General features: G+C 63.2%; 20 protein-coding genes. 2 read left to right on the top strand and 18 right to left on the bottom strand.

Translation table 11 applies throughout. The annotated features are described in order from the left end of the window. Positions 1-3: 3 nt before the first annotated feature. The 7 genes from KUV49_RS06245 to gcvA form a co-directional block, all read right to left on the bottom strand. Entirely contained in the window at positions 4-1,455 is a 1,452-nt protein-coding gene (locus KUV49_RS06245; RefSeq protein WP_222449196.1) for a glycosyltransferase family 2 protein, read from the bottom strand. 544 nt (positions 1,456-1,999) lie between these two features. Continuing rightward, positions 2,000-3,430, bottom strand: coding sequence for an aspartate ammonia-lyase (locus tag KUV49_RS06240; RefSeq protein WP_261391063.1), 1,431 nt, complete (start codon positions 3,428-3,430; stop codon positions 2,000-2,002). Between the two features lie 139 nt (positions 3,431-3,569). Continuing rightward, on the bottom strand, positions 3,570-4,466 hold the full coding sequence (locus KUV49_RS06235; RefSeq protein WP_222449195.1) for a LysR substrate-binding domain-containing protein: 897 nt from the start codon (positions 4,464-4,466) through the stop codon (positions 3,570-3,572). Between the two features lie 63 nt (positions 4,467-4,529). Continuing rightward, the gene (locus KUV49_RS06230) at positions 4,530-6,194 is read right to left on the bottom strand and encodes a tripartite tricarboxylate transporter permease (RefSeq protein ID WP_222449194.1); all 1,665 of its coding nucleotides are present in this window, start codon (positions 6,192-6,194) and stop codon (positions 4,530-4,532) included. A 25-nt stretch (positions 6,195-6,219) separates the two neighbouring features. After that, on the bottom strand, positions 6,220-6,678 hold the full coding sequence (locus KUV49_RS06225; protein WP_222449193.1) for a tripartite tricarboxylate transporter TctB family protein: 459 nt from the start codon (positions 6,676-6,678) through the stop codon (positions 6,220-6,222). 70 nt (positions 6,679-6,748) lie between these two features. After that, positions 6,749-7,717, bottom strand: a complete 969-nt coding sequence (locus KUV49_RS06220; RefSeq protein WP_222449192.1) for a Bug family tripartite tricarboxylate transporter substrate binding protein — start codon at positions 7,715-7,717, stop codon at positions 6,749-6,751. Positions 7,718-8,311: 594 nt separating this feature from the next. Beyond that, positions 8,312-9,253, bottom strand: coding sequence for a transcriptional regulator GcvA (gene gcvA / locus KUV49_RS06215; protein ID WP_222449191.1), 942 nt, complete (start codon positions 9,251-9,253; stop codon positions 8,312-8,314). A gap of 409 nt (positions 9,254-9,662) precedes the next feature. Here gcvA and KUV49_RS06210 point away from each other — a divergent pair, with 409 nt between their 5' ends. Beyond that, a complete protein-coding gene (locus tag KUV49_RS06210) occupies positions 9,663-10,499 on the top strand; it encodes an aspartate dehydrogenase (protein ID WP_222450907.1) in 837 nt (278 codons plus the stop codon). Between the two features lie 168 nt (positions 10,500-10,667). Here KUV49_RS06210 and KUV49_RS06205 read toward each other — a convergent pair whose 3' ends face one another. From KUV49_RS06205 to KUV49_RS06190, 4 genes are all read right to left on the bottom strand, one after another. Further along, complete coding sequence (locus tag KUV49_RS06205) at positions 10,668-12,302, bottom strand: thiamine pyrophosphate-binding protein (RefSeq protein WP_222449190.1); 1,635 nt, start codon at positions 12,300-12,302, stop codon at positions 10,668-10,670. Positions 12,303-12,343: 41 nt separating this feature from the next. Next, entirely contained in the window at positions 12,344-13,837 is a 1,494-nt protein-coding gene (locus KUV49_RS06200) for an NAD-dependent succinate-semialdehyde dehydrogenase (RefSeq protein WP_222449189.1), read from the bottom strand. A gap of 485 nt (positions 13,838-14,322) precedes the next feature. Further along, complete coding sequence (locus KUV49_RS06195) at positions 14,323-15,204, bottom strand: LysR family transcriptional regulator (protein WP_222449188.1); 882 nt, start codon at positions 15,202-15,204, stop codon at positions 14,323-14,325. Positions 15,205-15,510: 306 nt separating this feature from the next. After that, positions 15,511-16,542 carry a YeiH family protein gene (locus tag KUV49_RS06190; RefSeq protein WP_222449187.1) on the bottom strand — a complete coding sequence of 344 codons (1,032 nt, stop codon included), beginning with the start codon at positions 16,540-16,542 and terminating at the stop codon, positions 15,511-15,513. Between the two features lie 96 nt (positions 16,543-16,638). Between KUV49_RS06190 and KUV49_RS06185 the strand changes: the two genes are divergently transcribed. Then, positions 16,639-17,526, top strand: a complete 888-nt coding sequence (locus KUV49_RS06185) for a LysR substrate-binding domain-containing protein (RefSeq protein ID WP_222449186.1) — start codon at positions 16,639-16,641, stop codon at positions 17,524-17,526. A 38-nt stretch (positions 17,527-17,564) separates the two neighbouring features. Here the strand turns inward: KUV49_RS06185 and KUV49_RS06180 are convergent, their stop codons facing one another. The 7 genes from KUV49_RS06180 to KUV49_RS06150 are packed head-to-tail and all read right to left on the bottom strand — an operon-like array spanning position 17,565 to position 25,559. Next, positions 17,565-19,049: a class I adenylate-forming enzyme family protein gene (locus tag KUV49_RS06180; protein WP_222449185.1), complete on the bottom strand. Its 1,485-nt coding sequence runs from the start codon at positions 19,047-19,049 to the stop codon at positions 17,565-17,567. Then, positions 19,046-19,792, bottom strand: coding sequence for a CoA-transferase subunit beta (locus KUV49_RS06175; RefSeq protein ID WP_222449184.1), 747 nt, complete (start codon positions 19,790-19,792; stop codon positions 19,046-19,048). Before KUV49_RS06175 ends, KUV49_RS06180 begins: the two co-directional genes overlap by 4 nt. Further along, positions 19,789-20,616 (bottom strand): CoA transferase subunit A, encoded by an 828-nt coding sequence (locus KUV49_RS06170; protein ID WP_152492254.1) that lies wholly within the window; start codon positions 20,614-20,616, stop codon positions 19,789-19,791. The genes KUV49_RS06175 and KUV49_RS06170 overlap by 4 nt, the downstream gene beginning before the upstream one ends. Next, positions 20,613-21,389 carry an enoyl-CoA hydratase/isomerase family protein gene (locus KUV49_RS06165; protein WP_222449183.1) on the bottom strand — a complete coding sequence of 259 codons (777 nt, stop codon included), beginning with the start codon at positions 21,387-21,389 and terminating at the stop codon, positions 20,613-20,615. The genes KUV49_RS06170 and KUV49_RS06165 overlap by 4 nt, the downstream gene beginning before the upstream one ends. After that, complete coding sequence (locus tag KUV49_RS06160; RefSeq protein ID WP_222449182.1) at positions 21,386-22,543, bottom strand: CaiB/BaiF CoA transferase family protein; 1,158 nt, start codon at positions 22,541-22,543, stop codon at positions 21,386-21,388. The genes KUV49_RS06165 and KUV49_RS06160 overlap by 4 nt, the downstream gene beginning before the upstream one ends. Beyond that, positions 22,540-23,349 (bottom strand): IclR family transcriptional regulator, encoded by an 810-nt coding sequence (locus KUV49_RS06155; protein WP_222449181.1) that lies wholly within the window; start codon positions 23,347-23,349, stop codon positions 22,540-22,542. The genes KUV49_RS06160 and KUV49_RS06155 overlap by 4 nt, the downstream gene beginning before the upstream one ends. After that, the gene (locus KUV49_RS06150) at positions 23,346-25,559 is read right to left on the bottom strand and encodes a TRAP transporter permease (protein ID WP_261391061.1); all 2,214 of its coding nucleotides are present in this window, start codon (positions 25,557-25,559) and stop codon (positions 23,346-23,348) included. The genes KUV49_RS06155 and KUV49_RS06150 overlap by 4 nt, the downstream gene beginning before the upstream one ends. Positions 25,560-25,598 lie beyond the last annotated feature (39 nt).

Genomic DNA, 25,598 nt, shown 5'->3' with positions numbered 1-25,598 from the left:
TCCTCAGGCAGGACGAAGGGCGGTGCGGTACGCCACCAGACGGCGACGCGTGGCGAGCGCCAGCGGATAGGGCAGCGCCACAAGCACGGCCCCAAGGATGGCAGCGGACGGCAGTTGCGGGACGGCCAGCAGGGCAACCGCGCACAAGACAAGCGCTGGCAGCATCGGCCCGACGGCATCGGTGGCCTGGGTCACGTCCTTCGCGGTGCGCTTAAAACCGCCGGATCGGCCCATGAGGGCATCCATCGTTCCCAGCGCCGACGGAAGGATCATCGCGATCCGGGAGGCCAGTGCGGCAAGACACACCCCCAAAGGCAGACGCGCGCGCGCAATCATGCCGATGATCATGGGCAGGCAGGCCGACAGGTAGACCAGTGCCAGTCCGATCCCTGACAGGCTCACCAGAAGGCGGCTCGCGTCAGGCTGGTGACCGAGGGCAAGCGCGACCCCGCCGCCGATCAGCCCGGCGGCGCAGGGCAGCGCAAGGTTCGCCCAGGCGGTAAGCTGCGCGAATATCTTCAGCGCCGTGCGCGCCGGCAGGCCGCCCAGACCGCCGCGGGCCGTGTCCATGTTGCCCGCCGCCCAGCGATACCGCTGCAAGCTGAGACCGCCAAGATCGAGAGGCAGCAGGCCGCGTCCGACGATCCGGTCCACGAACCGCCCGCGATAGCCCAGGCGGTGCAGGCGCAGGCCAAGCTCCGCATCCTCGGTGATGGTCTGGCCGCTCCAGCCCCCGGCGGTTTCGAATGCTTCCCGGCGGATCACGCTGAGCGTCCCGGTCAACAGCATCGCCCCCGCCACGTCCGCGTGCCGCGCGTGGCGCAGGAAGTAGTCCGCCAGTTCGAGCGAAAGCCCTTGCGCGGCACCCTCATCGCCGCGATAGGCCTGCGGGAACTGGATGAAGTCGTCACCGCCGCGCTGCAGCTCCTCGACCGCGATGGCAAGGAAATCCGGCGTGACCTCGTAATCCGCATCGACGATGACGACATGCGTCGCCGCGGGATCCGTCCGCGCAAGCGCGATATTGAGCGCACCCGCCTTGGCGCCTGTGACGCCCTCTTCATGGTAGAAGCGGAACGCGGGCCCAAGTTCCTCGCACAGCGTCTCGATCGGGCGCCAGAGCGCCGGATCGGCGGTATTGTTGTCCAGCACGATGACCTCGAACTCCGGCGCCCCAACCTGTGATGCGAAGGCACGCAATGTGCGTGCAACAAGGGCGGGAGGTTCGTCATGAGTCGCCAGGTGCACGGAAAAGTGCAGCCGCCCCGCCCTCACCGGCCGCGACGCCGCATCGGCCAGTCGGCGCTTCAGGCCCAGCCCGGCATGAAGGTTGAGCGCGCCGAGAATGGCCTGGACCAGCACGGCCAGCGCGACCACAGAAACAGCCAGTGTCGGCAGCAATATGGCAAGCGCCATCAGTCCGAGAAAGGCGCTTCGCCCATCGGCTCGTGACATGGTCTGGTTCCTTCTGAGGCGGGCCGCCGTCGGGGGCAGCGCTGTGACAGGAAGCAGCGGGCGCGCCCCAAGGTTCCCGCAACATTTGTTATCCCGCGCAGGCCTGATTGCGCTTTGTCGGCGTCGGCAGGGCTATTCTTGCGTTCTTCACCCCATCCGGTGTTCGGTACCGTGAGAGGCCGGCAGAGGTTCCCTCGTCGCGATGATCACAACGTCGACAAGGCTCCGAAACCGTGCGCCGGGTCGGTTTATGCAATTCCGGCTCCAGTCAGCCCCTGGAATACAGTGTAATGGTGATGTCACCGAGGAAACACGCGGGGTGGCTCGGAAAAGCTGGATTCACGGGTATACCTGACCCAGCCGTGAAGAATTCCATCCGCTTGCAGACCGCCGCCAGCGTCGTCTGGGGCCTGCATCAATGAAACGGAGCGACCGGATATGAGAGCAGCCCGCCATCAGATCTACCGGGTGGAGAATTTCTCGGGCATGGTGATGTATGCTGAACGGCTAGCGGCGGTGGAGGCACGGGCGAGGCGCGCCCCTCTTAGTCCGGCGTGACCTGGCTCGGGGCCGTCAAGGCCTCGACGCGCAACGCGAAATCCAGCTCCGCCTTCGTCATGAGGCCCCGTTCCAGCACGACGTCGCCAACACGCCGCCCGCTCAGATGCGCCTCCACCGCAACTTCCGTTGCGGCATGGTATCCGATGACCGGATTCAGCGCGGTGACAATGCCGGTGGAATTTTCCACCTGTTTTTTAAGCAGGTCTCGGTTGGCCGTGATCCCCGCCACACAGTTCTTTTCCAGCGTCTTGCATGCGGCTGTCAGCTGCGACAGGCTGCTGTGGATGGCGTGGAAAATCACCGGCTCGAAGGCGTTCAACTGCAATTGCCCCGCCTCGGCCGCCATCGTGACCGTGACGTCGTTGCCGACCACTTTGAAAGCGACCTGATTCACCACCTCCGGGATCACCGGGTTCACCTTGCCCGGCATGATCGACGATCCGGCCTGCCGCGCGGGCAGGTTGATCTCGTTGAATCCCGCACGCGGCCCGGACGACAACAAGCGCAAATCATTGCAGACCTTCGACAGCTTCACAGCGATCCGCTTCAGCACCCCGGAAAGCTGCACGAAAGCGCCGCAATCCTGCGTAGCCTCGACCAGGTCATGGGCCGTCACCAGCGGAACCCCGGTGATTTCGGCCAGGTTTTCCCGCACCATGGGCCCAAACCGGACATGAGAAGCGATGCCGGTCCCGATCGCCGTCCCGCCCAGATTGATCTCGCAGATCAGCTCTGCCGCTTCGGACAGGCGCTCCTGGTCTTCGGACAGCATCCGCGCGAACGCACCGAACTCCCGGCCCAGCGTCATCGGCACTGCATCCTGAAGCTGGGTCCGCCCCATCTTCAGCACGTCGGCGAAATCTGCCTGCCGCGCGGCGAAGGCAATTCGCAGCTCATCCATCGCCGCCCAAAGCCTCTGCACCCCGGACCACGCCGCCAGCTTGAGGCCCGTGGGATAAACGTCGTTGGTGGACTGGCCCAAATTGACATGCTCGTTCGGATGCACGACCCGGTAATTGCCCCGCGCCTCGCCCAGAAGTTCGAGCGCACGGTTGGCGATGACCTCGTTGGCGTTCATGTTCGTGGACGTGCCGGCCCCACCTTGGATCGGGTCGATGACGAATGCATTGTGCAACGCCCCATTGTAGATTTCCCGCGCCGCCTCCGCGATGGCGCCGGCAACCCTCGGCGGCAACAGGCCAAGCTCCCCATTCGTGCGTGCCGCGGCCAGCTTGATGGCCGCCAGCGCCCGGATCAGGTCTGGCATGTCGGCAATCGTACGTCCGGTGATCGGAAAATTCTCGACAGCTCTGAGACTGTGAATACCCCAGTATGCCGCCGCGGGAACCTCGCGGTCGCCTATCATGTCGTGTTCTGTTCGCATGGCGGGACGGATCGAGCCTTGGTCTTGCATCTGGAAGGTACCTGTAACTGGCGCGGTCCGTGGCCTGCGCATGAACGACTGAGCCCGGCGTGAGATTGGCGTGAATCCGGGTCTTGCCGACTGGGGTATCGGAATGCCCCGTATCCGACCAATGCCGATTTGGACTGGTCTATTCCCCTTTTGCATACTTCCCGCCAGCCGCCCGCCAGATCCTCTCTACGGCGGGGCGTGACCGCGCAGCATTGCGGTACAAACGGATTTCCATCGGCATCGCCGGGGCCACCCGGACAAGACGCCCATCCTCCAGTTCCCCGGCAACAAGCGCCTCAGGCAGCCAGGCGATGCCATGCCCTTCCAGCACCATGAACTTCAGCGACTCCGCCAGCGAGTTTTCGTTAATATGTGCCACATATGTTTCCGGTGCCCCCGGCTTTTCCCGTGCCACTGAACTCAGCAGCCCTAGAAAGGAGCCGCGTGAATACTGTAACAGCGGCCAAGCTCCCCGGCGCTCCGACGGCGAGAAATACAGCGGGTTCGCCACGCCGGTCAGGCAGTCGCGCCCGACCGCAAGATGCGGATACCGCACAGGATCCAGCGGGAACGGCACGCTGCCGTGATGGTAGGTCAGCATGAAATCGTACCCGCCCTCGGTCAGGGCCTCCAGGCAAAGCGCGTGGTTCTCGGGCAACACGCGGGTCGCGACGTTGCCCAGCCGCTCGCGCATCTCGGTGACCCAGTGCGGCAGGAACGTCAGCGTCAGGCTGTGCAGCGCGGTCAGCGCGATTGTCGTCGGTGCCGACATCGCGGCAACTTGCCCGCGCAGATCGGCACGGCTTGCATGGATCAACCGGACGATTTCCTCGGCCGCCTCGTGAAAGATCCGCCCATCCTCGGTCAGCCTCACAGGGTAGGTCGACCTGTCCAGCAGGTCGCTGCCCAGCCAGATTTCCAGCGACCGAATGCGACGGCTGAAGGCCGATTGCGTGACGTTCCGCTCCGCCGCCGACGTGGAAAAGCTCCGCGTCGCAGCGATACTGAGGAAATCTTCCAGCCATTTCAGCTCCATGCCGACGCGCCCCCTCCCCCTGCACAACAGACCACCGGCACGGGGGGCCTTTACTGCCTCACGTCAGGAAGGGATCTCCGGCGGCACGACGGGTTTTCCGCGCTTGGCCCGGACCACCAGCAGGATCGCGGAGACGGCGACGATGACCGCAAGCGCGGGCCGCACCAGGCCCGGCATCATAACCAGCGCCCAGGCGGTCACCGCCATCGGAACGAACAGGATCAGGCTGGATGCAAATCTTGAAAGCCGCGTATACCGCAGAACCACCAGCAGGACCGACAGAACCGTCAGCGCCAGGAACAGCAGCGACCAGGGCCGTGTCACGAACAACGTATAGTCGCCCGACACCGTGATCGCCCGGATCAGGTTTACCTCGGCAAGCCCACCCAGCACGACGCCCAATACGAATGGCGCAATCGGATAACCATAGACCGACATCAGGTAGCCCACCGCACCGAAGCCTACCATCACCCAGACATCGTAAAGGCTGTTGTTGACGGCAAAGACACCCAGCGCACAGCAGAAGAGGACGATGGAGGCCAGGATATAAAGCGGGATCCGTACCGCGTGAACAAACACCCGGAGCGCCAGAAGCTGGAAACCGACCATGACAACATGCGCCAGGATGAAAGCGATGAAGATCGTGTAGGCGAGGACCGAATTCTCGGCAATGAATGTCGGCCCCGGCGCCACGTCGTGGATGACCAGTGCCGCCAGCAGAACCGTTGCGACCGCGTCACCCGGAATCCCGAGCGCCATCAGCACCAGCAGGGAGCCACCCTGTGTCGCGTTGTTTGCGGCCTCCGGCGCGATGATGCCGTCCGAGTGGCCCTTGCCGAACTCTTCGGGCATGTCAGAGCTGCGCTTGGCCTGCGCATAGGCCAGAATATTGCTGATTGATGGACCCGCGGCCGGGATAACTCCCACGAAAAGACCGATCGCGCTCGACCGGAGCACGTTGAACCAGCGGCGTCCCAGCTCACGAATCGCCCACAGATGGGGGATGCGCATCGAGCTCGGCGTGGCCTCGGTCGATACCGATTTACGCGCCGCCGCCCGTGTAGGCATGTCGTTGAGCAACTGGCTGAAGGCGAAGACCCCGATCAGGACAGGCAGAAAGTCGAAGCCGCTCAGCAGCGAGTCGTTGCCGAAGGTCAGACGCGCCGTACCGTTGACCTGCTCTTCGCCGACGCTGGCGGCAAGCACGCCGATCGCCGCCGCCATCAGCCCCTTGATCATCGCTTCGCCAGACAGGCTCGCCGTGATGGTGAGGGCAAACACCACCATCATGAAATACCCCCAGGGCCCGATCTCCAGGCCGATCCGGCCCAGATAGGGCGCAAGCACCAGCAGCGCGATGCCGCTCAGCACTCCGCCGATGCAGGAGGCCCATATGCCCAGCCCCAGCGCTTCGCCATGCCGTCCGGATCTCACGCGGGGTAACCCGTCAAAGGTCGTGGCCACCGATGCCGGCGTTCCCGGTATCCCGATAAGCATCGCCGAAAGCAGCCCTCCGGAAATCCCCCCGATCGCCACACCGATCATGACCGCCAAGCCCGACGCCGTCGCCAGAGAATAGGTCAGCGGCAGGATGATGACGATCGCCATCGTGGCGGAAAAGCCCGGGATCGCGCCCACCAGGAGCCCGCCAAAGACACCGGCGCACAACAGCAAAAATGTGTCGAACTGAAGAACCTGCAACAGTGCAGCGAGAAGATCATGGTGCATTGCAGGATCCCGAAAAAGCTAGGTATCACAGCGCGAAACCGGGCAGAACGATGCCCATGATCCGCGTGAAAATGAAGGTTATGGAGAACACGGAGACAAGCGCGATCGTAACGTGCAGCACCATCGCAAGGGGCGTTTTCGGCCCCAGTATGCTCAGCAGCGTCAGCACCATGATTGCTCCCGACACCGTCATGCCTAGCACCGGCACCAATAGCGGAAAAGCGATCATGGTGCCGAAGACGACCACAGGGGCAAACAGCTTCTCCAGCAGGCCGTCCCCTGCCTCCGCCGGTGCCTCCGCCGGCGCTTTGAAACCGACGATCACCTGTACGATGGACAACACGAAAATGCACCCGATGGCAATCTGAGGCCACAGATCGGCACCGACCTTGGCAAATGCCAGGTTGTTGACTTTCAGCGTCTCCAGGTAAAAGACGATACAAAGCGCCCCAGTCACCGCTCCCAGTATCACGTCCCGCTTCACGTCAGTCTCCTTGCAGAAAAACATCACCGGCGCGCGGCACCCGCCGCCAACGCCGGGGATGTCAGGCCGTTTAGTCGCGGGGGTTATAGACACCGAAATTCTTGGCCAATTTTTCCCACTCGTCCGAGGTGGCTTGCCACCACTCACGATACTCGGCAGGGCCGCGGTAGTCGATGATCATGCCTTTGCTTTCCAACTCGTCAACGACGTCCTCACGGTCAAGCACTTGGCGGAACACGTCAGCGTAATAATCCACGATTTCGTCCGGCGTCTCCGCTGGCAGCAGGAAACCTCGTGTTCCGGCAAGATCGAGATCATAGCCCTGTTCGCCCCCCGTGGGCACGTCAGGCAGGCGCGGCGACCGTTCTTCGGCCATGTAGGCCAGCGCGGTCAATTCGTTGCCAAAATACTGAGCCGCGGTCTGCTCGGTCACCTGGGCCAGTTGCACCACGTCGGACAGCAGCGCAGTCACCCGCTCGGCCTCGCCGTTATATCCCACGATGTTGAATTCGACCCCAAGCGCATCCTGAAGTTGCAGCGCGAAGAAATGCGAATCTGATCCCATGCTGACGGCGGCCGTCACTTCGCCCGGGTTCTCCGAGGCAAAGGCGGCCAGTTCATCAAGGTTGGTGAAGTTGTCGTTGTTGCTCGCAGCATAGGTCGCCGGCTCACGGCTGATCATGGCCACCGGCTCAAAAGCTTCCCACGAATAGGGAACCCGGCCGGTGAAATAGCTGCTGAGGATCGCCGCGAGGTGGAACATCATCGTGCAGCCATCGGGGTCCGACTCCACCACGTCGCGGCTTCCGCGGTTGCCGCTCTGGCCGCTGATGTTGACCACCTGCAACTCGGTGCCGTCGATGATCTCGTTGGCCGCATCCACGAGGACGCGCGCCTGGTAGTCGGAACCGCCACCAGGGGGAAAGCCGACGACCACACGAACCGTATCACAGGGAAGATCCGGCGCGTCCTGCGCAAGTGTCGGGCCGGCAACGGCCGTGGTGGCTGCGAGCAATGTACTGAGTTTGAGTATTTTCATAGGTCTTCGGTCTCCTTGTCTGACGACAGTATTGCCTGGCACTCCACCCTTTTGTACGAGCAGGACACTACGTGGCCGGTAGAAATGCTCCGAACCTCTTCGAGGTCAGGGCCATGACAGCGGGAAAGCAGGATTGATATCGCTTCACCTGTCCGGCCATGTCCTGACATCATCCGGAGATCATTCAGCCACCGCACGTTCGACAACTTGTTTCATCGTGCCATGCAGACTTCCGCAAAGGACCACATCGGCACAATCAACTTTTTTGGGCTTACAGGAAAGTTTTTGTCATGCGTGGGCCACCGACAACCGGATCAGAAGCGGCTGCTCAGTTGCCCGAAACCGTTGCGCGCAGCAAGCAGAACCATCGTTGCAAGCCTCAGCGCGATCGCAGCCTTAAGCTTTGTCGCGCTTGTAGTTATCCTGTTGCAGCCCATCCTGATGGCCCACCGACAGGAGAAAAAGACGCGCCAAAGAACACGGCCGCCGGCAGCTGCCTATTAATTGGGCGACATCTCGATATCGCCGACCGCTTCATAATTTTTTTTGCCGACAACAACACGAACTCCAGGCCCGGCGCCACGCCACACCTCGTTAAACCTCTCGCTCGAGTTCCGACAACAGCCACTGGCGGAAGATCTTGATCCTGCGCTGATCCCAGGACCGTTTCCGGCCAATTAGATAGTAACTCCCGGCACTGGCAACCTTCTCGGGGTGCGCGATCTCGACGCTGCCGTTGCGCAGGTCCGCCTCGACAAGCTGGTACGGTACGACCGCGATCCCCCGCCCATCTATCGCCGCCTGGATCGTCATGAAGAAATGCCCGTAGGACAGCCCGCCCGACGTATCGAACGACCAACGCAGAGACCCCAGGAAATCCTTCCAGGCATTCGGGCGGGTCGCGGTGTGCAGAAGGGTGACATCCTGAAGGTCTTCCACCGTTTCGACGCGCCCGCGGGCCTCGATGTAGCCCGGCGAGGCCACCATCACCAACTCATCCACCATGATCTCGCTCGCTTCCAGCCCCTCCCAACTTCGGGTCATCGTAAGGTCGATCCGCGGCTTGTCTTCGACATGCTCGAGGATGCCCGGCGTCCCGACCCGGATGGCAAGGTCGATCTCCTCGCGCTCGAAGTCGACCGGCTTGATCGAATTCACCAGATGCACCTCGATCTGCGGATGCAGGTCAGAGAAATGCATCAGACGCGGAATCAGCCATTTGACGGCGAAGGTCGGCAGAACCGATATCGTGAGTATCCCCGTACCCTTGTTTCCCCAGATTCGCGCGGTCGCACGCTCAATCTGATAGAATGCGTCACGCAAAACCGGGTACAGCGTCTCGCCTTCCTCGGTTAACTCCACCGCCCGGGTCAGCCTGCGAAACAGTTTCACGCCCAGGTCTTCCTCAAGCACACGTATCTGGCGCGACACCGCCGCCTGGGTGACGCTCAATTCTTCGGCAGCCAGAGAAAAACTCAACGTGCGCGCCGCCACCTCGAAGGTGCGAAGCGCGTTCAACGACGGCAATTTACGCAATTCTACAGATCCTCATGTCAGCTACGGATAATAATAAATTACACGCGAAAGACAATTTTCTAGTTTGTCCCAAGCGTGCGCATTTCAATATCTATGGGCGTGCGGAACGCGCAAGGCGTGACGAAAGATCAGATCAATCAAGGCCTAGCGCCATGTGCGATTTGCGTTTTTTTCCGCCCGAACATCTGGTCTCAGTATCTGGCAAGGCAGTTCCTTCCGGTCTGCCACCCAGAGCGTGACCTCTCGCACCACGCCGCCAAGGAAAGGCATCGAGATCCAGAAAATTATGTGTCCGCGACACCTGCCCACGCCGGCCCGGCGGCTTCAAATGCGAGAAGGAGAACAGCCGAGGTGCTCCACAACAAACTGTCGCTAGAATCTGAAGGTGCCTGATATGCCAAACTCCTTAATGTCAAAAATATTCGCAAAAGACGCCTCGCATGGCGAAACCCGGGTCGCTATCGCCAGCCTGGGCTCGGTAGGTCTCAAGCTCGCGCAGGAACTGGACCGCGGCATCCCGGGCTACAAGCTGGTCGCCGTTTCCGCACGCACGCCCGAGGCCGCAGCGGACCGAATGAAGGATTTCGCGACACCAGTGCCGGTCCTGCCCGTGACCCAGCTCGAACCGCTCGCGGACATCGTGATCGAGTGCGCCCCCGCGCCGCTCTTCAACGACATCGTGGAACCCTTCGTGCAGAAGGGAAAGACGGCGATCGTCCTCTCGGCCGGGGCGCTGCTTAGCAACGAACACCTTGTTGACGTCGCCGCCCGGAACAACGGTCGGATCATCATCCCATCCGGTGCGCTTCTGGGACTCGATGCCGTCGTCGCAGCCGCCGAGGGCAAAATAGAGTCCGTCAGAATGGTCACCCGCAAACCCGTGCGCGGCCTTCTAGGCGCGGAACATCTGGAAAAGAACGGCATCGTGCTGGAGGGCATCACCGAACCCGTCAAGATCTACGACGGCAGCCCGCGCGAAGCTGCCATCGGCTTTCCCGCCAACCTCAACGTCGCAGTGGCCCTCTCCCTGGCCGGAATCGGCCCGGACGAGACCAAGCTGGAAATCTGGGCCGACCCCGATCTCACGCGCAATACCCATACAATCAAGGTCGTCTCCGACAGTGCCCAGTTCGAAATGAAGATCGAGAACATTCCCTCCGAAAACCCAAAGACCGGCCTCATCACCGCGCAGTCCGTTCTTGCCGTTCTGCGGAAAATGAACAGCCCGCTGTCCGTCGGCACCTGACCTGCAACGCATCGCCCGAAACCGGCCGGCACGGACAGCCCCGTGCCGGCCTTTCTTTTTGCCGCCCCACAAGCCTTCAAGAGCTACCTGAGCATGTCTCTTACAACTAAAAGCCCCGGCGGGGAGAGCGCCGGAGCTTTTCGCCTTACCTGTGGCAACGCGAAGGCGTCAGCTCTTGTCCTTGAAGAGGACAAGAGCATCATATTCCGCGCTGCTTACCTGCGCCTCGACGATAACCGGCCCGTCTGCTTCGAAGGCCTTCTTAAGCGTGCTTTCAAAGCTGTCACGATCCGACGCCGTCATGACCGGAACACCAAACAGGTTGTCCCCGCCGATCGTCCCGCCGCCGCGTACCGGCGTGCCGTAGATCGGGTTGCCCTTGCGCTGCTGTTTGATGCGGATCAGCGCCAGGTCATTGTCGGTCAGCACGACAAAGACGATCTTCAGGTTTTCCCGCACCGCCGTGGCCAACTCGCCGACGGTCATTAGAAAACCGCCATCGCCCAGAACGGCACAGACCGTCGCTTCGGGCCGGCTCAACTTGGCCGCGATCGCCGCCGGCAGGCCAAACCCCATCGCCGACCAGCCGTTGGTCATGATCTGGGTATCCGGGCCCGGGGTCTGCCATTTCTGGCCGATCAGGTGCGTATGCGCACCGACATCGCAGGTCATGATACCATCCTGCGGCAACAGCGACCGCAGCGTGTCCAGCGCGGCGCAAGGGCCGAAATCCGTATTCCGCGGCGACATCTCCTTGCGGATTGCATCCATGCGATCTTTCAGCGCGGCCATGTCCCAGTCATTCTCGCCGACAGCCACCTTGGCGAACGCGTCAAAGGTGGCGGCAACATCGCCCGTCAGGTCCAGGCAATCGGGATAGGTCTCACGGTCGATATCCACCGGCACGGTGTCGATATTGACCAGCGGCATCTTGTGCAGCCAGTTCTCGTAATTGAACTCCACCGGATCATACCCCACTGCAACCATCAGGTCCGCCTGCTTATGCGTCTCGGCAACCTTGTCGCTCAGCGCGTGGAACAGCACCCCGGCATAGCTTCTATGCGCGTCAGGGATCAGCCCTTTCGCCATCGGGGTCAGAACCGCCGGAATACTATGCGCCTCGCAAAAAGCCCGCAGTGGCTCCGCCATCCCTGCTCTCACCGCGCCCAGACCGATCACCAGTGCCGGCTTGCGCGCAGCGCTGAACTGCGCCTTCGCCGTCTCGATCAGCGCCGAGTCGGCCGCTGGCACCTTCGTCGGCACAAACGGCTTGGCCCGCGTCGCACCAAGATTCTCGGCCGGCTTCGCCGTCAGGTCCGTGGGCATACCGATATGCACGGCCCCGGGACGCCCTGAAAGCGCCATCTCGAACGCCTGGTCGAGCGTCTCGTCGACATTGGCGACCGTAAGGCGGGTCGTCCACTTGGTGATCGGCGCCATCAGCGCCTGGTGGTCGATCCCCATCTGCGTGACCCGCGACCGCATCTTTTCGGGCATTTCATCGGTCAACGCAATCAGCGGCGACCGATCCAGCTGGGCGTTCCCCACTCCGGTGGCGAGGTTGGTTGCGCCGGGACCGTACGTACCGAAGCAGACGCCGGGCACACCTGTCATGCGCCCACAGATATCGGCCATGAAGGCAGCACCACCCTCATGCGTGGCCAGCACGAAATCGATTCCGTCCGTATTGCGGATCGCCTCCATGAAATCGACCCATCCCCCGCTGGGAACGCCAAATACGTGACGGACACCGCGATCCCGCAGGCCCTCGATCATTCTCATCGCGACAGTTTTCTGACTCATGATTTTTCTCCAGTTCTTCAGGTTACCGTCCACGTCGGCGCTCAGTGGCACACGCAGACATATTGGGTTTCGGTGTACTCCAGGATGCCGGTCCGGCTTCCCTCACGCCCGATTCCGGACTGCTTGACGCCACCGAACGGAATCGGCGCGCCGGTCAGCTTCGGCGTGTTGATCGCGACCATTCCATATTCCAAAAGGTCGGGCAGACGCTGGGCCAGGGACAGGTCGTTTGTGTAGGCGTAGGCGACCAGCCCGTATTCCGTCTGGTTCGCGCGCCGCAGAACGTCGGTCTCGTCCTCGAAAGGCATCAGTGCCGCAACCGGGCCGAACGTCTCTTCATGCGTGATCTTCATGTCAGGCGTTACATCGGCAATAACCGTCGGCGTGAAATACAAACCGCCGACTTCATCCGATCCGCCGCAGGTCACGCGCGCCCCTTTCGCCACCGCGTCGGCAACGTGATCGCGCGATTTCTGCAAGGTTTCGGACGTCGCCAGCGGACCGATCTCGATCCCTTGCTCGAAACCGTCACCGACCTTCAACTTGCGCGCCGCCTCGGTGAACCGAGCAACGAAATCTTCGTACAGCGGGGCTGCGACGTAGATCCGGTTGGCAGCAAGACAATCCTGCCCCCCGGTCTGGAACTTCGCCTGGATTGCGCCTTTTACGGCAGCCTCCAGATCCGCATCCTTGAAGACGATGAACGGCGCGTGCCCCCCAAGCTCCAGCGAAACACGCTTCACCGTGGCAGCGCATTGCGCCATGATCTTCCGACCAACCTCGGTCGAGCCGGTATAGGACAGCGCACGCACTTTCGGCGTGTCGCACAGCGCCTGCACAAGGGTGCGGGTGCGCCCCGTCACGACCTGGAAAATACCCCTCGGCAATCCGGCCTGCTCCGCCAGCCGCTCCAGCGCCAACGCCGAATAGGGCGTCACCCTCGACGGAACGGAGACAACAGGGCAGCCGGCGGCCAACGCTGCCGCCGCCTTGCGCAAAAGCATGGCAGAGGGGAAATTCCACGGCGTCACCGCTGCGACCACACCCAAAGGCTGTTGGCGAACGCTGGTGACACATCCCGGCAGGTGCGACGGTATGATCTCGCCATACACCCGCTGACCTTCCTCGGCGAACCATTTGACGAAGCCGGCACCATAGAGAATCTCGCCGCGCGCATCCTCTACGGGCTTGCCCTGCTCCAGTGTCATCAGCGCGGCCAGTTTATCCGCCTCGGCCAGGATCCGGTCATGCCAACGCATCAGGTACTCGGCCCTCTCGCTGGCCAGCAGCGACCGCCAGTTGCCAAACGCCGCTTCTGCCGATGCGACGGCACGTTCGATCCCCGTAGCCCCCTCGTCAGCCACGGCACCGATTCTGCTGCCCGTGCTGGGGTTCGTGATCGTAATCTGATCGCCCGCCTCCGCACCGCGACGGCCCGCGCGCCAGGTCTCGATCTCGTTCAGCTCAGCCCTCGCCAGAAGCGAAAGTCCCGCGGCGCTGCCGGCGTCATTATGCTGCGTGGAATGTAAAGTCATGTCGGGTGTCACCTCTTGTAATACCGAGCCACAGCCTCGAGATTTCCAGAGGTTTCACAAACGACACCTCGTAACAGAGGCATAATGGATAGTTATGTGTAAGCTTCGGTGGGTGCGGAAAGTGCAGGCCAGCCCCGCAGGAACTTTCCAGAGAATACTTGTTTTTATGGGATTTCAACACGCAAGCATCGCGTCGACCTCGACAAAACCCCCTTTCGGAAACTGACCTAAAGTAACGCTTTAGTTTCAAACTGCCGCGACCGACATATCCCTGCCTCGCCATTGGCCTGAATGGCCGTTCTGAAACCGGCACTCAGAAGTATCCGCACGTCATCTCGATCATGGGGGCCGCCCAAGACCAACGCCCTCTCGGGCTACCGACTGGGGTTGCATTCGGCTCAACCGACCGCCGCCATGCTCCGCATGGCTGAATTGATCGAACGATACGGCACCTGACCGGGAAGCGTCAGGCTGCTGTCTCCACCCTAATTGTCCACCAACCCCGCCGCGCACTCGCCCAGCAGCTTCCGAAAAGCGGTCCACAACGGTTCGCGGCGGTTCTTGTTTGGGTAAATCAGACAAAGACTGCGATCATAAGCGCCGGGCAAAGGGTCCGAGATGTGAATCCGCGACGCGAACCGGCGAATCCCGTGCCAACGCGGAACAAGCGAAACACCTAACCCCTCACCGACAAGGATCGCGATGGTTTCAAGGCTGTCGAGCTCCACCATCGGTTCGAGGTTGAGTCCCAAGTCCCGCACGAAGGCCTCCGCGATCATTCCGCCCCACGAGTTCACGTCGTAGCGCAGGTAGCTGTTGCCACCGAGTGCATCCTTGATCGTACAGTTCATGCTCTGGCAGGTGATCAACACGAGGGGTTCGGAAAGGAGCGGCTCGGCCGCCGCGGCTTTGGGTAGTTCGAAGCCCGGCTCCACGATCAGGGCCGCGTCGATTTCATCCCGGCAAAAAGCCGAGTAAAGTTCCACCGACGTGCCGGGAACGAGATGCAGGCGCAGGCCCGGCAACTCCGTATTGATGCGGCGCAAAACCGGCGGAATCAGATCCTGAAAGAGCGTCGAAATCACCCCGACTCGAATGAAGCCGCTCATTCCGTCCATGTCGGCCTTGTCCGCCAAGTGATCGGCAAGTGTGACCAGTTCTCGCGCGTGCGGCAAAAGCCGAAGGCAGGCTTCCGTCGGGCGCGACGTATGCCCGACCCGCTCCAGCAACCGGATCCCTAGCTCGTTCTCAAGCGCTTGTATGCGCTGCCCAACCGCTGCAGGCGTCAGGCCCTGACGCCGTGCGGCTGCCGCGATCGAGCCCTGTTGGGCAACTTGCAAAAGGCTTTCAAGCAGGCGGGTTTCCAAAAGGGTTCCTATCGATTGGCACAGCAGAAGTATGGCAGCGCTTTTGTTATGCCGCTCGATACCAATCGGCAAGACAGAGATCGCATGTCTTCCACCGCCATCATGAGCATACCCGGCCTACAGGATCCCGCGGAGGATCCGACAGGCTGTCTCGCGCAGCGGGTCTATTGCATTCACGTCAGAGCGTCATGTTGGTCGTCGCGCCCGATCATCGCTCACTCCTCGGCTTGGGGTAACGATGTCTCTTATGTCCCAACCGTCCATGCAACGGACCCTACGGAAACAAGTTGGCAATGCCTGCAAGACTTATCCAGCCATTGCCCAAAGCGATAAGCCCAGCCCCAGGGTCGCGATGAAGATCCACGCTGCCCCACCCAGGACCAGTGGACGCAAGCCCTTCTGGCGCAACCGCCGCAAGTCCGTCTCCAGTCCCATCGCTGCCAGCGCCGCCGTCAGCATCAACGCCGTCAGCGTCACCGTGGCGTCGTGCAGCCGGTCCGGCAGGTTCACCATCGAATTGATACCCATGAGAATCACGAAGCCAAGCACGAACCACGGCACGATCGTAAGCTTCGAGCCAAGGGCCCGCTGACCGCCTCGGCGGAACTGCAAGACGCCCAGCGTCAGGATCAGAGGTGCAAGCAGCAGGACCCGGGTCAGCTTGGTCACGGTACCGACGTGCCCGGCCTCTTCGCCCATTGCAAAGGCAGCGCCCACGACCTGGGCCACTTCGTGCACCGTCGCGCCCGCCCAAAAGCCGTAGGTTTCAGGTGTGAGCTCCAGCATGTGAGCCGCCATCGGCCCAAGCAGCATCGCGCTCGTCCCGAACAGCGTCACGCAGGCGATGGCATAGGCGACATCTTCGTCCGATCCACGTGTCACTGTGTTGCACGCCAGAACCGCAGACGCACCGCACACGGACGTCCCCGCAGCGATCAACTGTACCAGTCGGCTTTCCACGCCCAGCAGACGGCCGAGCAGGCATGTGAATGCAAACGTCGCGGCCAGGGTGGTCGTGACCGCAACAATACCACGCAAGCCCAGGGTAGACACCTCTCCGACCGTGACCTGAAGTCCCAGCAATACGATCGCGACGCGCAGGACCGGCTTGAGGGCAAAACGGATACCCGGTTGCAGCGACGGCGGGCTGCCCACGGCGACACGCCAGCCGATTCCGAGCAGCAGGGCAACGACCAGCGGGCTGAGCGCCGCCAGCCCGGTCGCTCTCTGGACAAGCGTGGCGATGCCGGTGATCGCCATGACCAGTGCCAATCCGGGCAAGTGCGCGTAAAGGTCTTGAAGCGAACCGGCGTGCGCGCGTTGGCTCAGGGTTTGCATGGCGTACCTCCTCGGTGTCTGCGCCTGCAAACTGCCCCAATTGCATTGATCATTAAATTAACTAATATCGAACATATTAATCGATTGGATTGATGGATGACGCTCGACCAGCTCCGCATATTTCTTGAAGTCGCTGAACGCGCCCACGTCACCCGTGCGGCAGAGGCGCTGAAGATGACCCAATCCGCCGTGTCGGCCGCCCTGCGCGCGCTGGAGGGCCATCATGGCGTACAGCTTTTCGACCGGGTCGGGCGCGGCATCACCCTCACCGAAGCAGGCCGCAGGTTCGTGCCCGCGGCCCAAAGCGTTCTGAACCAGGCCGAGACCGCGGAACTGATCCTTGATGACCTCTCGGCGCGGCCGCGGGGGCGACTGCGGATCGAGGCAAGCCAGACGGTCGCGACCTATTTCCTGCCCCCGGTTCTGGTACGCCTCAGGCAAGCACACCCCGATCTCTCCGTCCGGCTTGGCGTGGGCAACACGTCAAGCGTTGCCAGGGCCGTGGCCGATGGCGCTGCCGACCTGGGGTTCGTCGAAGGCGAGGTCGTGCTTGGCGATCTTCGGACACGGGTGGTGGCGCGCGACGAACTCGTGCTGGTCATGCGCCGCGGACATCCGGCAGCCCGCAGCGCGATGTCGGCCCAAACCTATCGCAAGCTCGACTGGGTGATGCGGGAAGAAGGCTCGGGCACACGCGCCGAGGTCGAAGTTCACCTTGCCCAACTGGGGCTGCGCCGGGATGACCTTGCGGTCCTGCTTGAGATCCCGTCGAACGAAGCGGTGTTGTCGGCAGTGGCGGGCAGCGACTGCGTGTCCATGGTGTCACGACGCGTCGTCGACGCGCTGGCGGAAGACGGTGCAGTCCACCAGCGCCGCGTGACCTGGGCGCCGCGACCGGAGCGTCCGTTTACCGTGCTGTCGCATCCGGAACGGCATCGTACCCGGGCAGTCGAAGCGCTTATGGCGCTGATTGACGCGGGCTGAGCCGAAACCGATCCGTGCGATGGCCGGACCGACCGGCCTCAGCCGCCGGTCAGTGCCGGGGACATCCGCTGCGACAGATCCGCCGTCAGCCGCTTGCGGTCAATCTTGCCGACATGGTTTTCCGGCAGGCGATCCACGCGTTCGATCCCGGCCAGACAATGCGCGCGGCCAAGTGCGTCCCTGATCTTTCGGTTCAAGTCGTCAAGAGCCTCGATCTGGCTCGTGCCTTCCACGAAAGCAAACGGCACTTCTCCGAGATCGGCATGTGGCGCGGGCACCACGCAAGCCGCCCGGATACCCGGGCTTGCAAGCAGCACATCCTCGATGCTTGCGGGAGCCAGGTTTTCACCACCGCGTATGATGATCTCCTTCAGGCGGCCGGTCAGGAAAAGATAGCCGTCTGCGTCGAGATATCCCAGATCCCCTGATCTGACCCAGCCCTCCGGGTCGAACGGGGGATGGCCGACATAGCCAAGAGCGGACAAGGGACCGCGGAACGCCACTTCGCCGCGGCTTCCGATCGGCAAGGGCGTGTCCTCGCCAGGTTCGAGAATTGCCACCTCGGCACCGGGAATGGCGCGCCCGACAGAGCCGCGCCGGGCCGCGCCCGGCGGATTGGCGGTCGATGTGCAGGTAAACTCCGTTTGCCCATAGCTCACCAGAACCTGGCAACCCAGATGCGCTTCGATCCGGTCCTGTGTCTCGACCGCCAGCGGCGCCGAGCCGCAGCGAAGCATCCGCAGCCGGTCCGTCGCCCCTTGCGGGATCGGATGGTCCAGCAACCTTTGGAACATCGTCGGCACGCCGGTTACAACCGTGGGCTTGAGGTCCGCCATAGCCTCCAGCGCGGCTTCCGGCGTGAAGCGCGGCAGCAAGGTAATCCGCGCGCCGCGCATCAATGGATACAGCAGCTGGTTCAGAATGCCGTTGGTATGGCTCAAGGGCATCATGTGCAGGTAGTGATCATCGCCACCCACCGGGGTGATTTCCGACAACCCCCGCGTATTCGCCGCGATGTTTCCGTGGCTCAGACGCACCGCCTTGGGACGTCCGCTGGAACCGGACGTAAAGATCAGCAAAGCTTCCTCTTCGGCGCGCGGCACCGGCATCGTGTGACGGTTGGCGGTATCTTCCGGCACAAGCGGTGTCACGAGGCGCAATCCGGCCGCGTCGGCCAGCGCCTGAGCCGCCTCCCGGTTGGTGTCGTCACAGATCAAACCTGTAAAACCACCGTCGACCAGCTTGGCCACGACCGATCCTTGCGCCTCGCTCCGGCTCAGAACGGTCAGCGGGAGCCTCGCGTGCAGACCGGCAAGAAGGTCCGTGCAGAGATCCACGCTACGATCCTGCAACAAGGCGATCCGGTCGCCGGGAACAAGGCCCGAGGTCAGCATGGCCGCGGCGCGGTCCACGACCCTGGCGTGCAGCGTCGCATAGCCTATTGTCTGCCCGTCCGCGAACAGTGCCGGCGCGTCCCCGCGCAAACGCGCCTGTTGCTCGAATGCGGTGACGAAATCACTCATACGGCCAACTCCGGCATTCGGATCGCGGCATCCGCTTCGAATGTGCCATCGGGATCCAGCGCCCTCAGCGCCGCCAGTTCCGCCGCGGTGGGTTCGGGGGTTGGACCGGCCTGCGACATGTCGGTTTCGAACCCGGTCGCCGCACGTATGTCGTCCCGCGTGACATCCGGGTGATGCGAGGCCACCGCAAGCCGCCCGTCCCTCTTGTCGAAGACGCACATCGGCGTGACGACGGATTGCAGGTTGCCCTTGGCCGTCTGGAAGAACAGCGTGTCGACCAGCGTGCGCGTCGAATGTTCCGTCCGCCACGTGGCGGCCCGCTTCAGCGTCGGCATCATCACGGCCGATCCGCCGCCACCCGGCAGGCGCACCTTTGGGCTGTCCCAGTCACCGATGACCGAGTTGTTGGTCGCCCCGGTGCCGTCGATCTGGCTGGCGCCGAGGAAACACAGGTCCATGCCGCCGCGCGTGCACAAATCGTAGAAATCCTCGTTGGCGAAGATCGAGCGCGAGCCCGCGGTAAGGGCCGCGTCCCCCGACGACAGTGGCACCGGCCCCGCCAGCTCCGCATCGACCCCACCGGCGACGTTCAGCCATGTGAAGTCGAAGTCGTAGGCCCGCTTCGCGACCAGGCACGCCAGCATCGGCAGGGTCGAGTTCACACCGGAGAAAGTCACCTCTGACGGTCGGATCAGGCGGGCCAGGTTGATGACGATGTAGGAAAACGGGGTATAGCTGGTCATGCTGGCTCCTCCTGCCTGGCTTCGGGGGCTGCCGCCATGTGCCCTGCGATGGAACCGCCGGCACTTTCTTCAACGTAGCGGGCGACAGCATCGTAGTTGACGTCATAAATCGGGGCGAGCGATCCCGGCCAGGCGCCCTGCGGCGCATGAACGGCGGCGGCGGTCATGAAGCCGGGCACCAGAGTCAGTTCCGGCCGCTCTGAAAAGCTCTCGGACGGGGCAAGGGTTTCGGCCGTCACCAGAACCTTGCGGGCCGCGCGTGTCAGCGCCCGGTCCCAATGCGGCGAACCCTCGACGCGGGCATTGCCGTCGCGGTCCACCGCATGGGCATGAATGACGGCGAAATCCGGGCGGATGGCCGGGATCAGCCAGACCTCTTCTTCGCCGCCGTAGGGGTCCGTCATTTTCTTCCAGCCGGACACCTCGGCGATCTGGCTGCCGTGCACGCCGCCGACCGGCATGAAGGGCACGCCGGCTCCGGCCGCGCGCAGCCCGGCGGTCAGCGTCATGCAGGCGTGTTCTTCCAGCTTCACCGTCCCGCTTTCGATCGCCTTGCGATACCCGCCGGCGAGACCGAAATTGCCTTCCATGGCGACGATCCCGGCCCGCACGCGCGACACGCACCCGGCCCGGCACAGGATGTCGATGTCGTAACCGGGAGAGGCCTTGATGATTTCCAGGTCGCGCTTGCCCTGCCGGATCAACTCCCGGACAAAGGCGAAGGGGCCGCGATGCAGGAAACTGCCGCCCAGCCCGATGGACGCGCCATCCGGGATCGTGGCGACCATCTCTTCCAGGGTGGTAAGTTTTTCCGAACGGGTCATGAGGGAACCTTTAGTTTCAAAGTGTCTGTTGCGACTTTGGCGTCTTGCCGTGCCGCTTTCTGGGCCGCGACGTAGGTGGCGATCCGGTCACGCAGACCAGGCCGCGCGGCAGAGGCGACAAAGGCAGCCATGTCCGCTTGCGGATCGGCTTTGGAAACCGTGGTCGACAGGTGCGCCGCCACGTGCGGGTCAAGCTTCATCACCCCTGCACTCCAGTCCTCCAGCGCCTCTTCCGGCGCGGCGGGCGTGGCGTGCACAAGGCCAAGCCGCAGCGCATCCTCCGCCGCGATGGGCGCGCCGGCAGCCAGCACCCTTTCCGCGGCGTTCTCGCCAATCCGAAGCGACAGACGATGCGTCCCGAGAAAAATGCCGAAGCCAAGCCCGGGGAACGCCATGCGCCCCCCGTCGGACAGCACGCGGTGCTGACAACAGACCAGGATGTCGGCCCCCGCACCGATCGCGGCTTTCTGCGCCAGGCCGAGTGTCCGGCACGGCAAGGACCACAGCCGCTGCAGCATCAACTCGATGCGCGTCAGCAGCCACAGCATGTCCGCGTCCGACCGGCTCTCGATCCCCGCAAGGTCGAGCCCGGCGCAGAAGACCGGCCCCGCGCCGGTGATCACCAGGCCGCGCGGCGTTTGGGCCTCGACCCGGTCGAAGGCCGCATGCAGGGCCTCGACCATGTCGAGCGACAAGGCGTTGCGCGTGTCCGGCGCGTTCAGGGTCAGGCGCCAGATTGGGCCGTCGGTGTGCAACAGCACGGCGTCCGTCATGCCACTTTCTCCGCGTCCAGCTCGGCCAGGATCGCGTCGCGATCCCCGTCCAGCCCCGGCGGGCCGCTGCGGATCGTGAACGCGCGACCAGACATGGAAACGGGCGGACCGAAGGTCGAAATCTCCGCTCCGGAGGGAAGCTTTGTGCGCTGGACCCAGCCCTGCGCTTCGACCTGCGGGTCGGCGAGTGCTTCGGGGTAGGTATTGATCGGCGCACAGGGCACCCCCGCCGCGCTGAACCGGGCCAGCCATTCCTCTGCATCTTCCCTGACGAAACGCTCTTCCAGCAGAGGCTTCAGCTCCGCCTGGTTGGTCGCCCGGTCCGAGGTGGTCACGAACCGCGGGTCATCTTTCAGTGCCTCCAGCCCGGTAACGGCGCACACCTTTTCCCAGAGACGGTCATTGCCGGCCGCAATGACGAAATGCGTGTCCCGCGCCGCATAGGCCTCATACGGAGAGTTGCGCGGATGCGCCGCCCCCAGCTTCCGCGGCACGTTCCCGGTGCCGAAATACTCGGATGTCTGCAACGCGGCGATGCCCAGCGAGCAGCCCAGCATCGAGGCGTCGATATGCGCCCCCTGCCCGCTTTGCCGCGCGGCCATCAAAGCGGACGCCACGTTGAACGCGCCGTAGAGGCCGGTCGCGAAATCGGCGATGGGCACACCGCACTTGACCGGCGGAACACCCTCGTGGCCGGTCACGCTCATAATTCCCGAAATCGCCTGCATGGTCACGTCGAACGCGCCCTGCTTCGCCTTGGGGCCGGTCTGACCGAAGGCGGAGATCGAGCAATAGACCAGCACCGGGTTCCAGGCTTTCGCGGTTTCGTAATCCAGCTTGAGCCGTTCCATGACACCGGGTCGCGAATTCTCGATCACCACGTCGGCGCGCGCGATCAGCGCGCGGGCGGTGTCGTAGTCACCCTGATCCTTCAGATCGAGCGCGATCGATTTCTTGTTGCGATTCAACGACGCGAAGTTCTCCGAGTAGCCGTCGGTGATCGGCGGCCATGCCCGCATGGCATCGCCGGTGGGGGGTTCGATCTTGATGACCTCCGCGCCCATATCGGCCAGGAGCATCCCGCAAAAGGGCCCGGCCGCGATCTGGCAGATCTCGACGACGCGAACGCCGGCCAGCGGAAGTGTATTTGTCATGAATTGTCCTTTCGTCCTTGCAAAGCAACCGAGGCCTCCTCGGCTGCCGCCATCACCAGCGGAGCAAGCTCCGCGATCCTGTCGTCGGGCATGCGCTCCGCCGGGCCGGCAATGGACAGCGCCATGCGCACACGTCCGTTCCAGCCGCGGATCGGCGCACCAATGGCACGAACGCCACCGCGCCACTCACCCCGGTTGATCGAATGACCCCGGTTGCGGGTGGCCTTCATGTCGGCGGCAAAGGCCTTGTGATCGGTGATCGTTTCCGACCCGAACGCATTTAGTGTCATCGTGCTCCAGCGATCTTCACCAGCGGGGTCAAAGGCAAGGACGGCCTTGCCGGTGGCCACGCAATGTGCCGGCGCCCTGTCCCCCACGCGCGTGAAGGTCCGTACCGCTTCCGGGCTGTCGAGCCGGTGCAGGTACAAGATCTCGTCCCCGTCGATCAGACCGAGGATGACGGTTTCCCGGCTGAGATCGCGCAGCCGCTGCATCGCCGGCAAACAGGGCGAAACGCGGTCCGGTTGCTCGGACCGCATCATTGCCACCTCCCAGATCCGCATTGTCGCGGCGTAGCGCGAAGTTTCCGCGTCCTGATCGACGTAACCTTCTTCCGACAATGTTTGCAGCAGCCGGTGGGCCGTGGCCTTGCCGATCCCGGTCACGCGGGACAGGTCGCCAAGGCTCATTGCGCCCCTCATCGAGAGCGCTTCGACAATGCGCAGCCCGTTGCGCAGCGTGGAATCACGTCGCGGCGTCGCATCGCTTGTCGTGGTCTGTTTCGATGAAGTCTTTTCTTCGGTCATGTTTCGATCCTCTGGCCAATTGGGTGTCGCGGACGCGTCCCCCAGGCGGTAACAAGGATCAGGACAGCCCCGCCAAGGTTCGCCCAGATATGGTAAGGCAAGAAGGCCCCCATGGCACCAGCCAACAGCCCGGCGTAGGCCCACCAGGTCAGCGGCCCTTCGGCATGGCGCTGCAGCAGGGCGGTGACCGCGTAGATCCCGAAACTGGCAAAGACCGCGACCCGCAAGGCCTCTGCCCCGTCCCCCGATATCAGTGGTGTATAGGCAAAAAGCAAAGGCATGATGTAAAGCCCCTTGGCGATCTTCCAGGAGGTCAGCCCGGTGGCCATCGGCTTCGACCCAGCGATGCCGGCCGCGGTGTAGGCCGCAAGGCAGACCGGCGGCGTCACGTTGCTGTCCTGGCTCAGCCAGAAGATGATCAGGTGCGCGACAAGAAGGAAGGTCGACAACTGGCCCTGGTCCACAAGCGACGAGCGCAACACTGCGGATACTTCCATGGGCAGGCTGCTTACGACTTCGGCCGCGCGCTCCGCGCCGAGCCCGTTGGGCAGATCCGCCTGTAGAGACGGATCGAATAGGGCTAGCGTCCCACTCACGGCCGCATCATTGACGCCCGCCGCCAGCGCGTCGATGACGATCCGGTCGGCCAGCAGCCCAGACAGCGCCGGCGCGAGCAGGATCGCGAGGATCACGTAGGCGGCCGTCACCGGCAGCCCCATGCCAAGGATCAGCGAGGCAAGGGCCACCAGCGCGATCGCGATGATCAGCGACCCTTGGGACCACTGGATGATCATGAGGCTGAAGGCCCCGCCGACGCCCGAGGTCGTGATCGCGTTGTTTACCAGGCCAATGGCAGTCAGCAGCACGGCCGTCATGACCGCGGTCCGCATCCCGAATATCAGGGCCTGCGCAATACGCTTCGGGGTCATCTTGGTGGGTGTTGCCCAACTGACGACCACCAGCACCGCGATGGCGACCGAAGCCGCATAATTCGGCGTGCGTCCGGTCATCAACAGCCAGATCATGACCCCGAGTGGCAGCACGAAGTTCAACGCACCTGCCGCCAGTTTCTTGCGGTCCACAGGGCGCGGCTCCGCGGCAGGGATACCCGACCGCAGGACCTCGATCCGCACGAAACAGGCGACCGACAGGAAATAAAGGATGGCCGGCAGGACCGAAACCGCAACGATCGTGCTGTAGGGCAGTCCGGTGTAACTCGCCATGACGAAGGCGCCGGCCCCCATGATCGGCGGCACCAGCTGGCCGCCGGTCGACGAGGCTGCCTCAACCCCGGCGGCAAAGGTCGGCTTGAAACCGTTGGAGGTCATCGTCGGGATGGTGATGACCCCGGTGGAGGCCGTATTGGCGACCGCGGAGCCGCTGATCGTGCCGGTCAGCGCCGAAGAGATCACGGCGACATAGGCGCCACCGCCGCGCAGGCGCGCGGCGACGATCCGGCTCAACTCGATCACGAAATCCGACGCGCCGGAGTAGATAAGGAAACCGCCGAAGATCATGAACAAGGTGATGTTGGCCGACGAGATCGTGGTGATGCCGCCGAACATGCCTTCGTCATTGTAGAGCGACCGGAACAGCACGTCCGACAGCGGCAGGGACGCGGACCGGAAAACGCCCGGCAACCAGGCCCCGAGGAAAAGGATATAGGCCAGGGATACCAGGATCAGCGCCGGTATGATCCAGCCGGTAAGCCGCCGGGTCAGGTCCACGGCGGCAAAGATCACCAGCCCGCCGGCGATCCAGTCCATCGGACTGAATATCCAGCCGGAGCCACGCTGGGCCATGGAGTTCACGTACACGCCATCCTCGGCGTAGGCGACCCAGATGGCCGCCCCTAAAATGGCAAACCCGTAGATCACGTCGAGGACCAGCGCCCAACGACTGTCGCGCAACCGCTGCATGGGGGCTGTTGACAGGGCCGCAATCAGCCCGAAACCGCCGAAATGCAACGCGTTCTGCCAGATCCCGGCTTCGTTGATGAAAAGGTTCGTGGCGATGTGCCAGAGCGCAAAGGCGATCACTGCCCAACGCGTGACAAGCGCGGTCCAAGGCCCCTGCCCCAAGCTTTCCGGGTCAAGCCAGCGCCGGCGTTTTTCAGACACCTGGCCAGCATCCGAGGGAACCCCGGTCATAGCGGTCACTGATACCGGGACGTCGGAGGCGGCTTTGATCGGGTCTTTCGGGGCGGGCATGGGCTTCGCTCCTGTTTTGCGGTGGCGCGGAGACAAGGC

Origin of the sequence: Roseovarius atlanticus, from assembly GCF_019802205.1 — a bacterium.
Taxonomy (GTDB): domain Bacteria; phylum Pseudomonadota; class Alphaproteobacteria; order Rhodobacterales; family Rhodobacteraceae; genus Roseovarius; species Roseovarius atlanticus_A.
The sequence above is the reverse complement of the archived record's forward strand: the minus strand, read 5'-3'. Positions and strand labels throughout refer to the sequence as shown.

Coding starts and splice junctions, on each gene's coding strand:
- KUV49_RS06245 (WP_222449196.1), bottom strand. CDS start 1,455: ATGTCACGAGCCGATGGGCGAAGCGCCTTTCTCGGACTGATGGCGCTT.
- KUV49_RS06240 (WP_261391063.1), bottom strand. CDS start 3,430: ATGCAAGACCAAGGCTCGATCCGTCCCGCCATGCGAACAGAACACGAC.
- KUV49_RS06235 (WP_222449195.1), bottom strand. CDS start 4,466: ATGGAGCTGAAATGGCTGGAAGATTTCCTCAGTATCGCTGCGACGCGG.
- KUV49_RS06230 (WP_222449194.1), bottom strand. CDS start 6,194: ATGCACCATGATCTTCTCGCTGCACTGTTGCAGGTTCTTCAGTTCGAC.
- KUV49_RS06220 (WP_222449192.1), bottom strand. CDS start 7,717: ATGAAAATACTCAAACTCAGTACATTGCTCGCAGCCACCACGGCCGTT.
- KUV49_RS06210 (WP_222450907.1), top strand. CDS start 9,663: ATGTCAAAAATATTCGCAAAAGACGCCTCGCATGGCGAAACCCGGGTC.
- KUV49_RS06205 (WP_222449190.1), bottom strand. CDS start 12,302: ATGAGTCAGAAAACTGTCGCGATGAGAATGATCGAGGGCCTGCGGGAT.
- KUV49_RS06200 (WP_222449189.1), bottom strand. CDS start 13,837: ATGACTTTACATTCCACGCAGCATAATGACGCCGGCAGCGCCGCGGGA.
- KUV49_RS06190 (WP_222449187.1), bottom strand. CDS start 16,542: ATGCAAACCCTGAGCCAACGCGCGCACGCCGGTTCGCTTCAAGACCTT.
- KUV49_RS06185 (WP_222449186.1), top strand. CDS start 16,639: ATGACGCTCGACCAGCTCCGCATATTTCTTGAAGTCGCTGAACGCGCC.
- KUV49_RS06180 (WP_222449185.1), bottom strand. CDS start 19,049: ATGAGTGATTTCGTCACCGCATTCGAGCAACAGGCGCGTTTGCGCGGG.
- KUV49_RS06175 (WP_222449184.1), bottom strand. CDS start 19,792: ATGACCAGCTATACCCCGTTTTCCTACATCGTCATCAACCTGGCCCGC.
- KUV49_RS06170 (WP_152492254.1), bottom strand. CDS start 20,616: ATGACCCGTTCGGAAAAACTTACCACCCTGGAAGAGATGGTCGCCACG.
- KUV49_RS06165 (WP_222449183.1), bottom strand. CDS start 21,389: ATGACGGACGCCGTGCTGTTGCACACCGACGGCCCAATCTGGCGCCTG.
- KUV49_RS06160 (WP_222449182.1), bottom strand. CDS start 22,543: ATGACAAATACACTTCCGCTGGCCGGCGTTCGCGTCGTCGAGATCTGC.
- KUV49_RS06155 (WP_222449181.1), bottom strand. CDS start 23,349: ATGACCGAAGAAAAGACTTCATCGAAACAGACCACGACAAGCGATGCG.
- KUV49_RS06150 (WP_261391061.1), bottom strand. CDS start 25,559: ATGCCCGCCCCGAAAGACCCGATCAAAGCCGCCTCCGACGTCCCGGTA.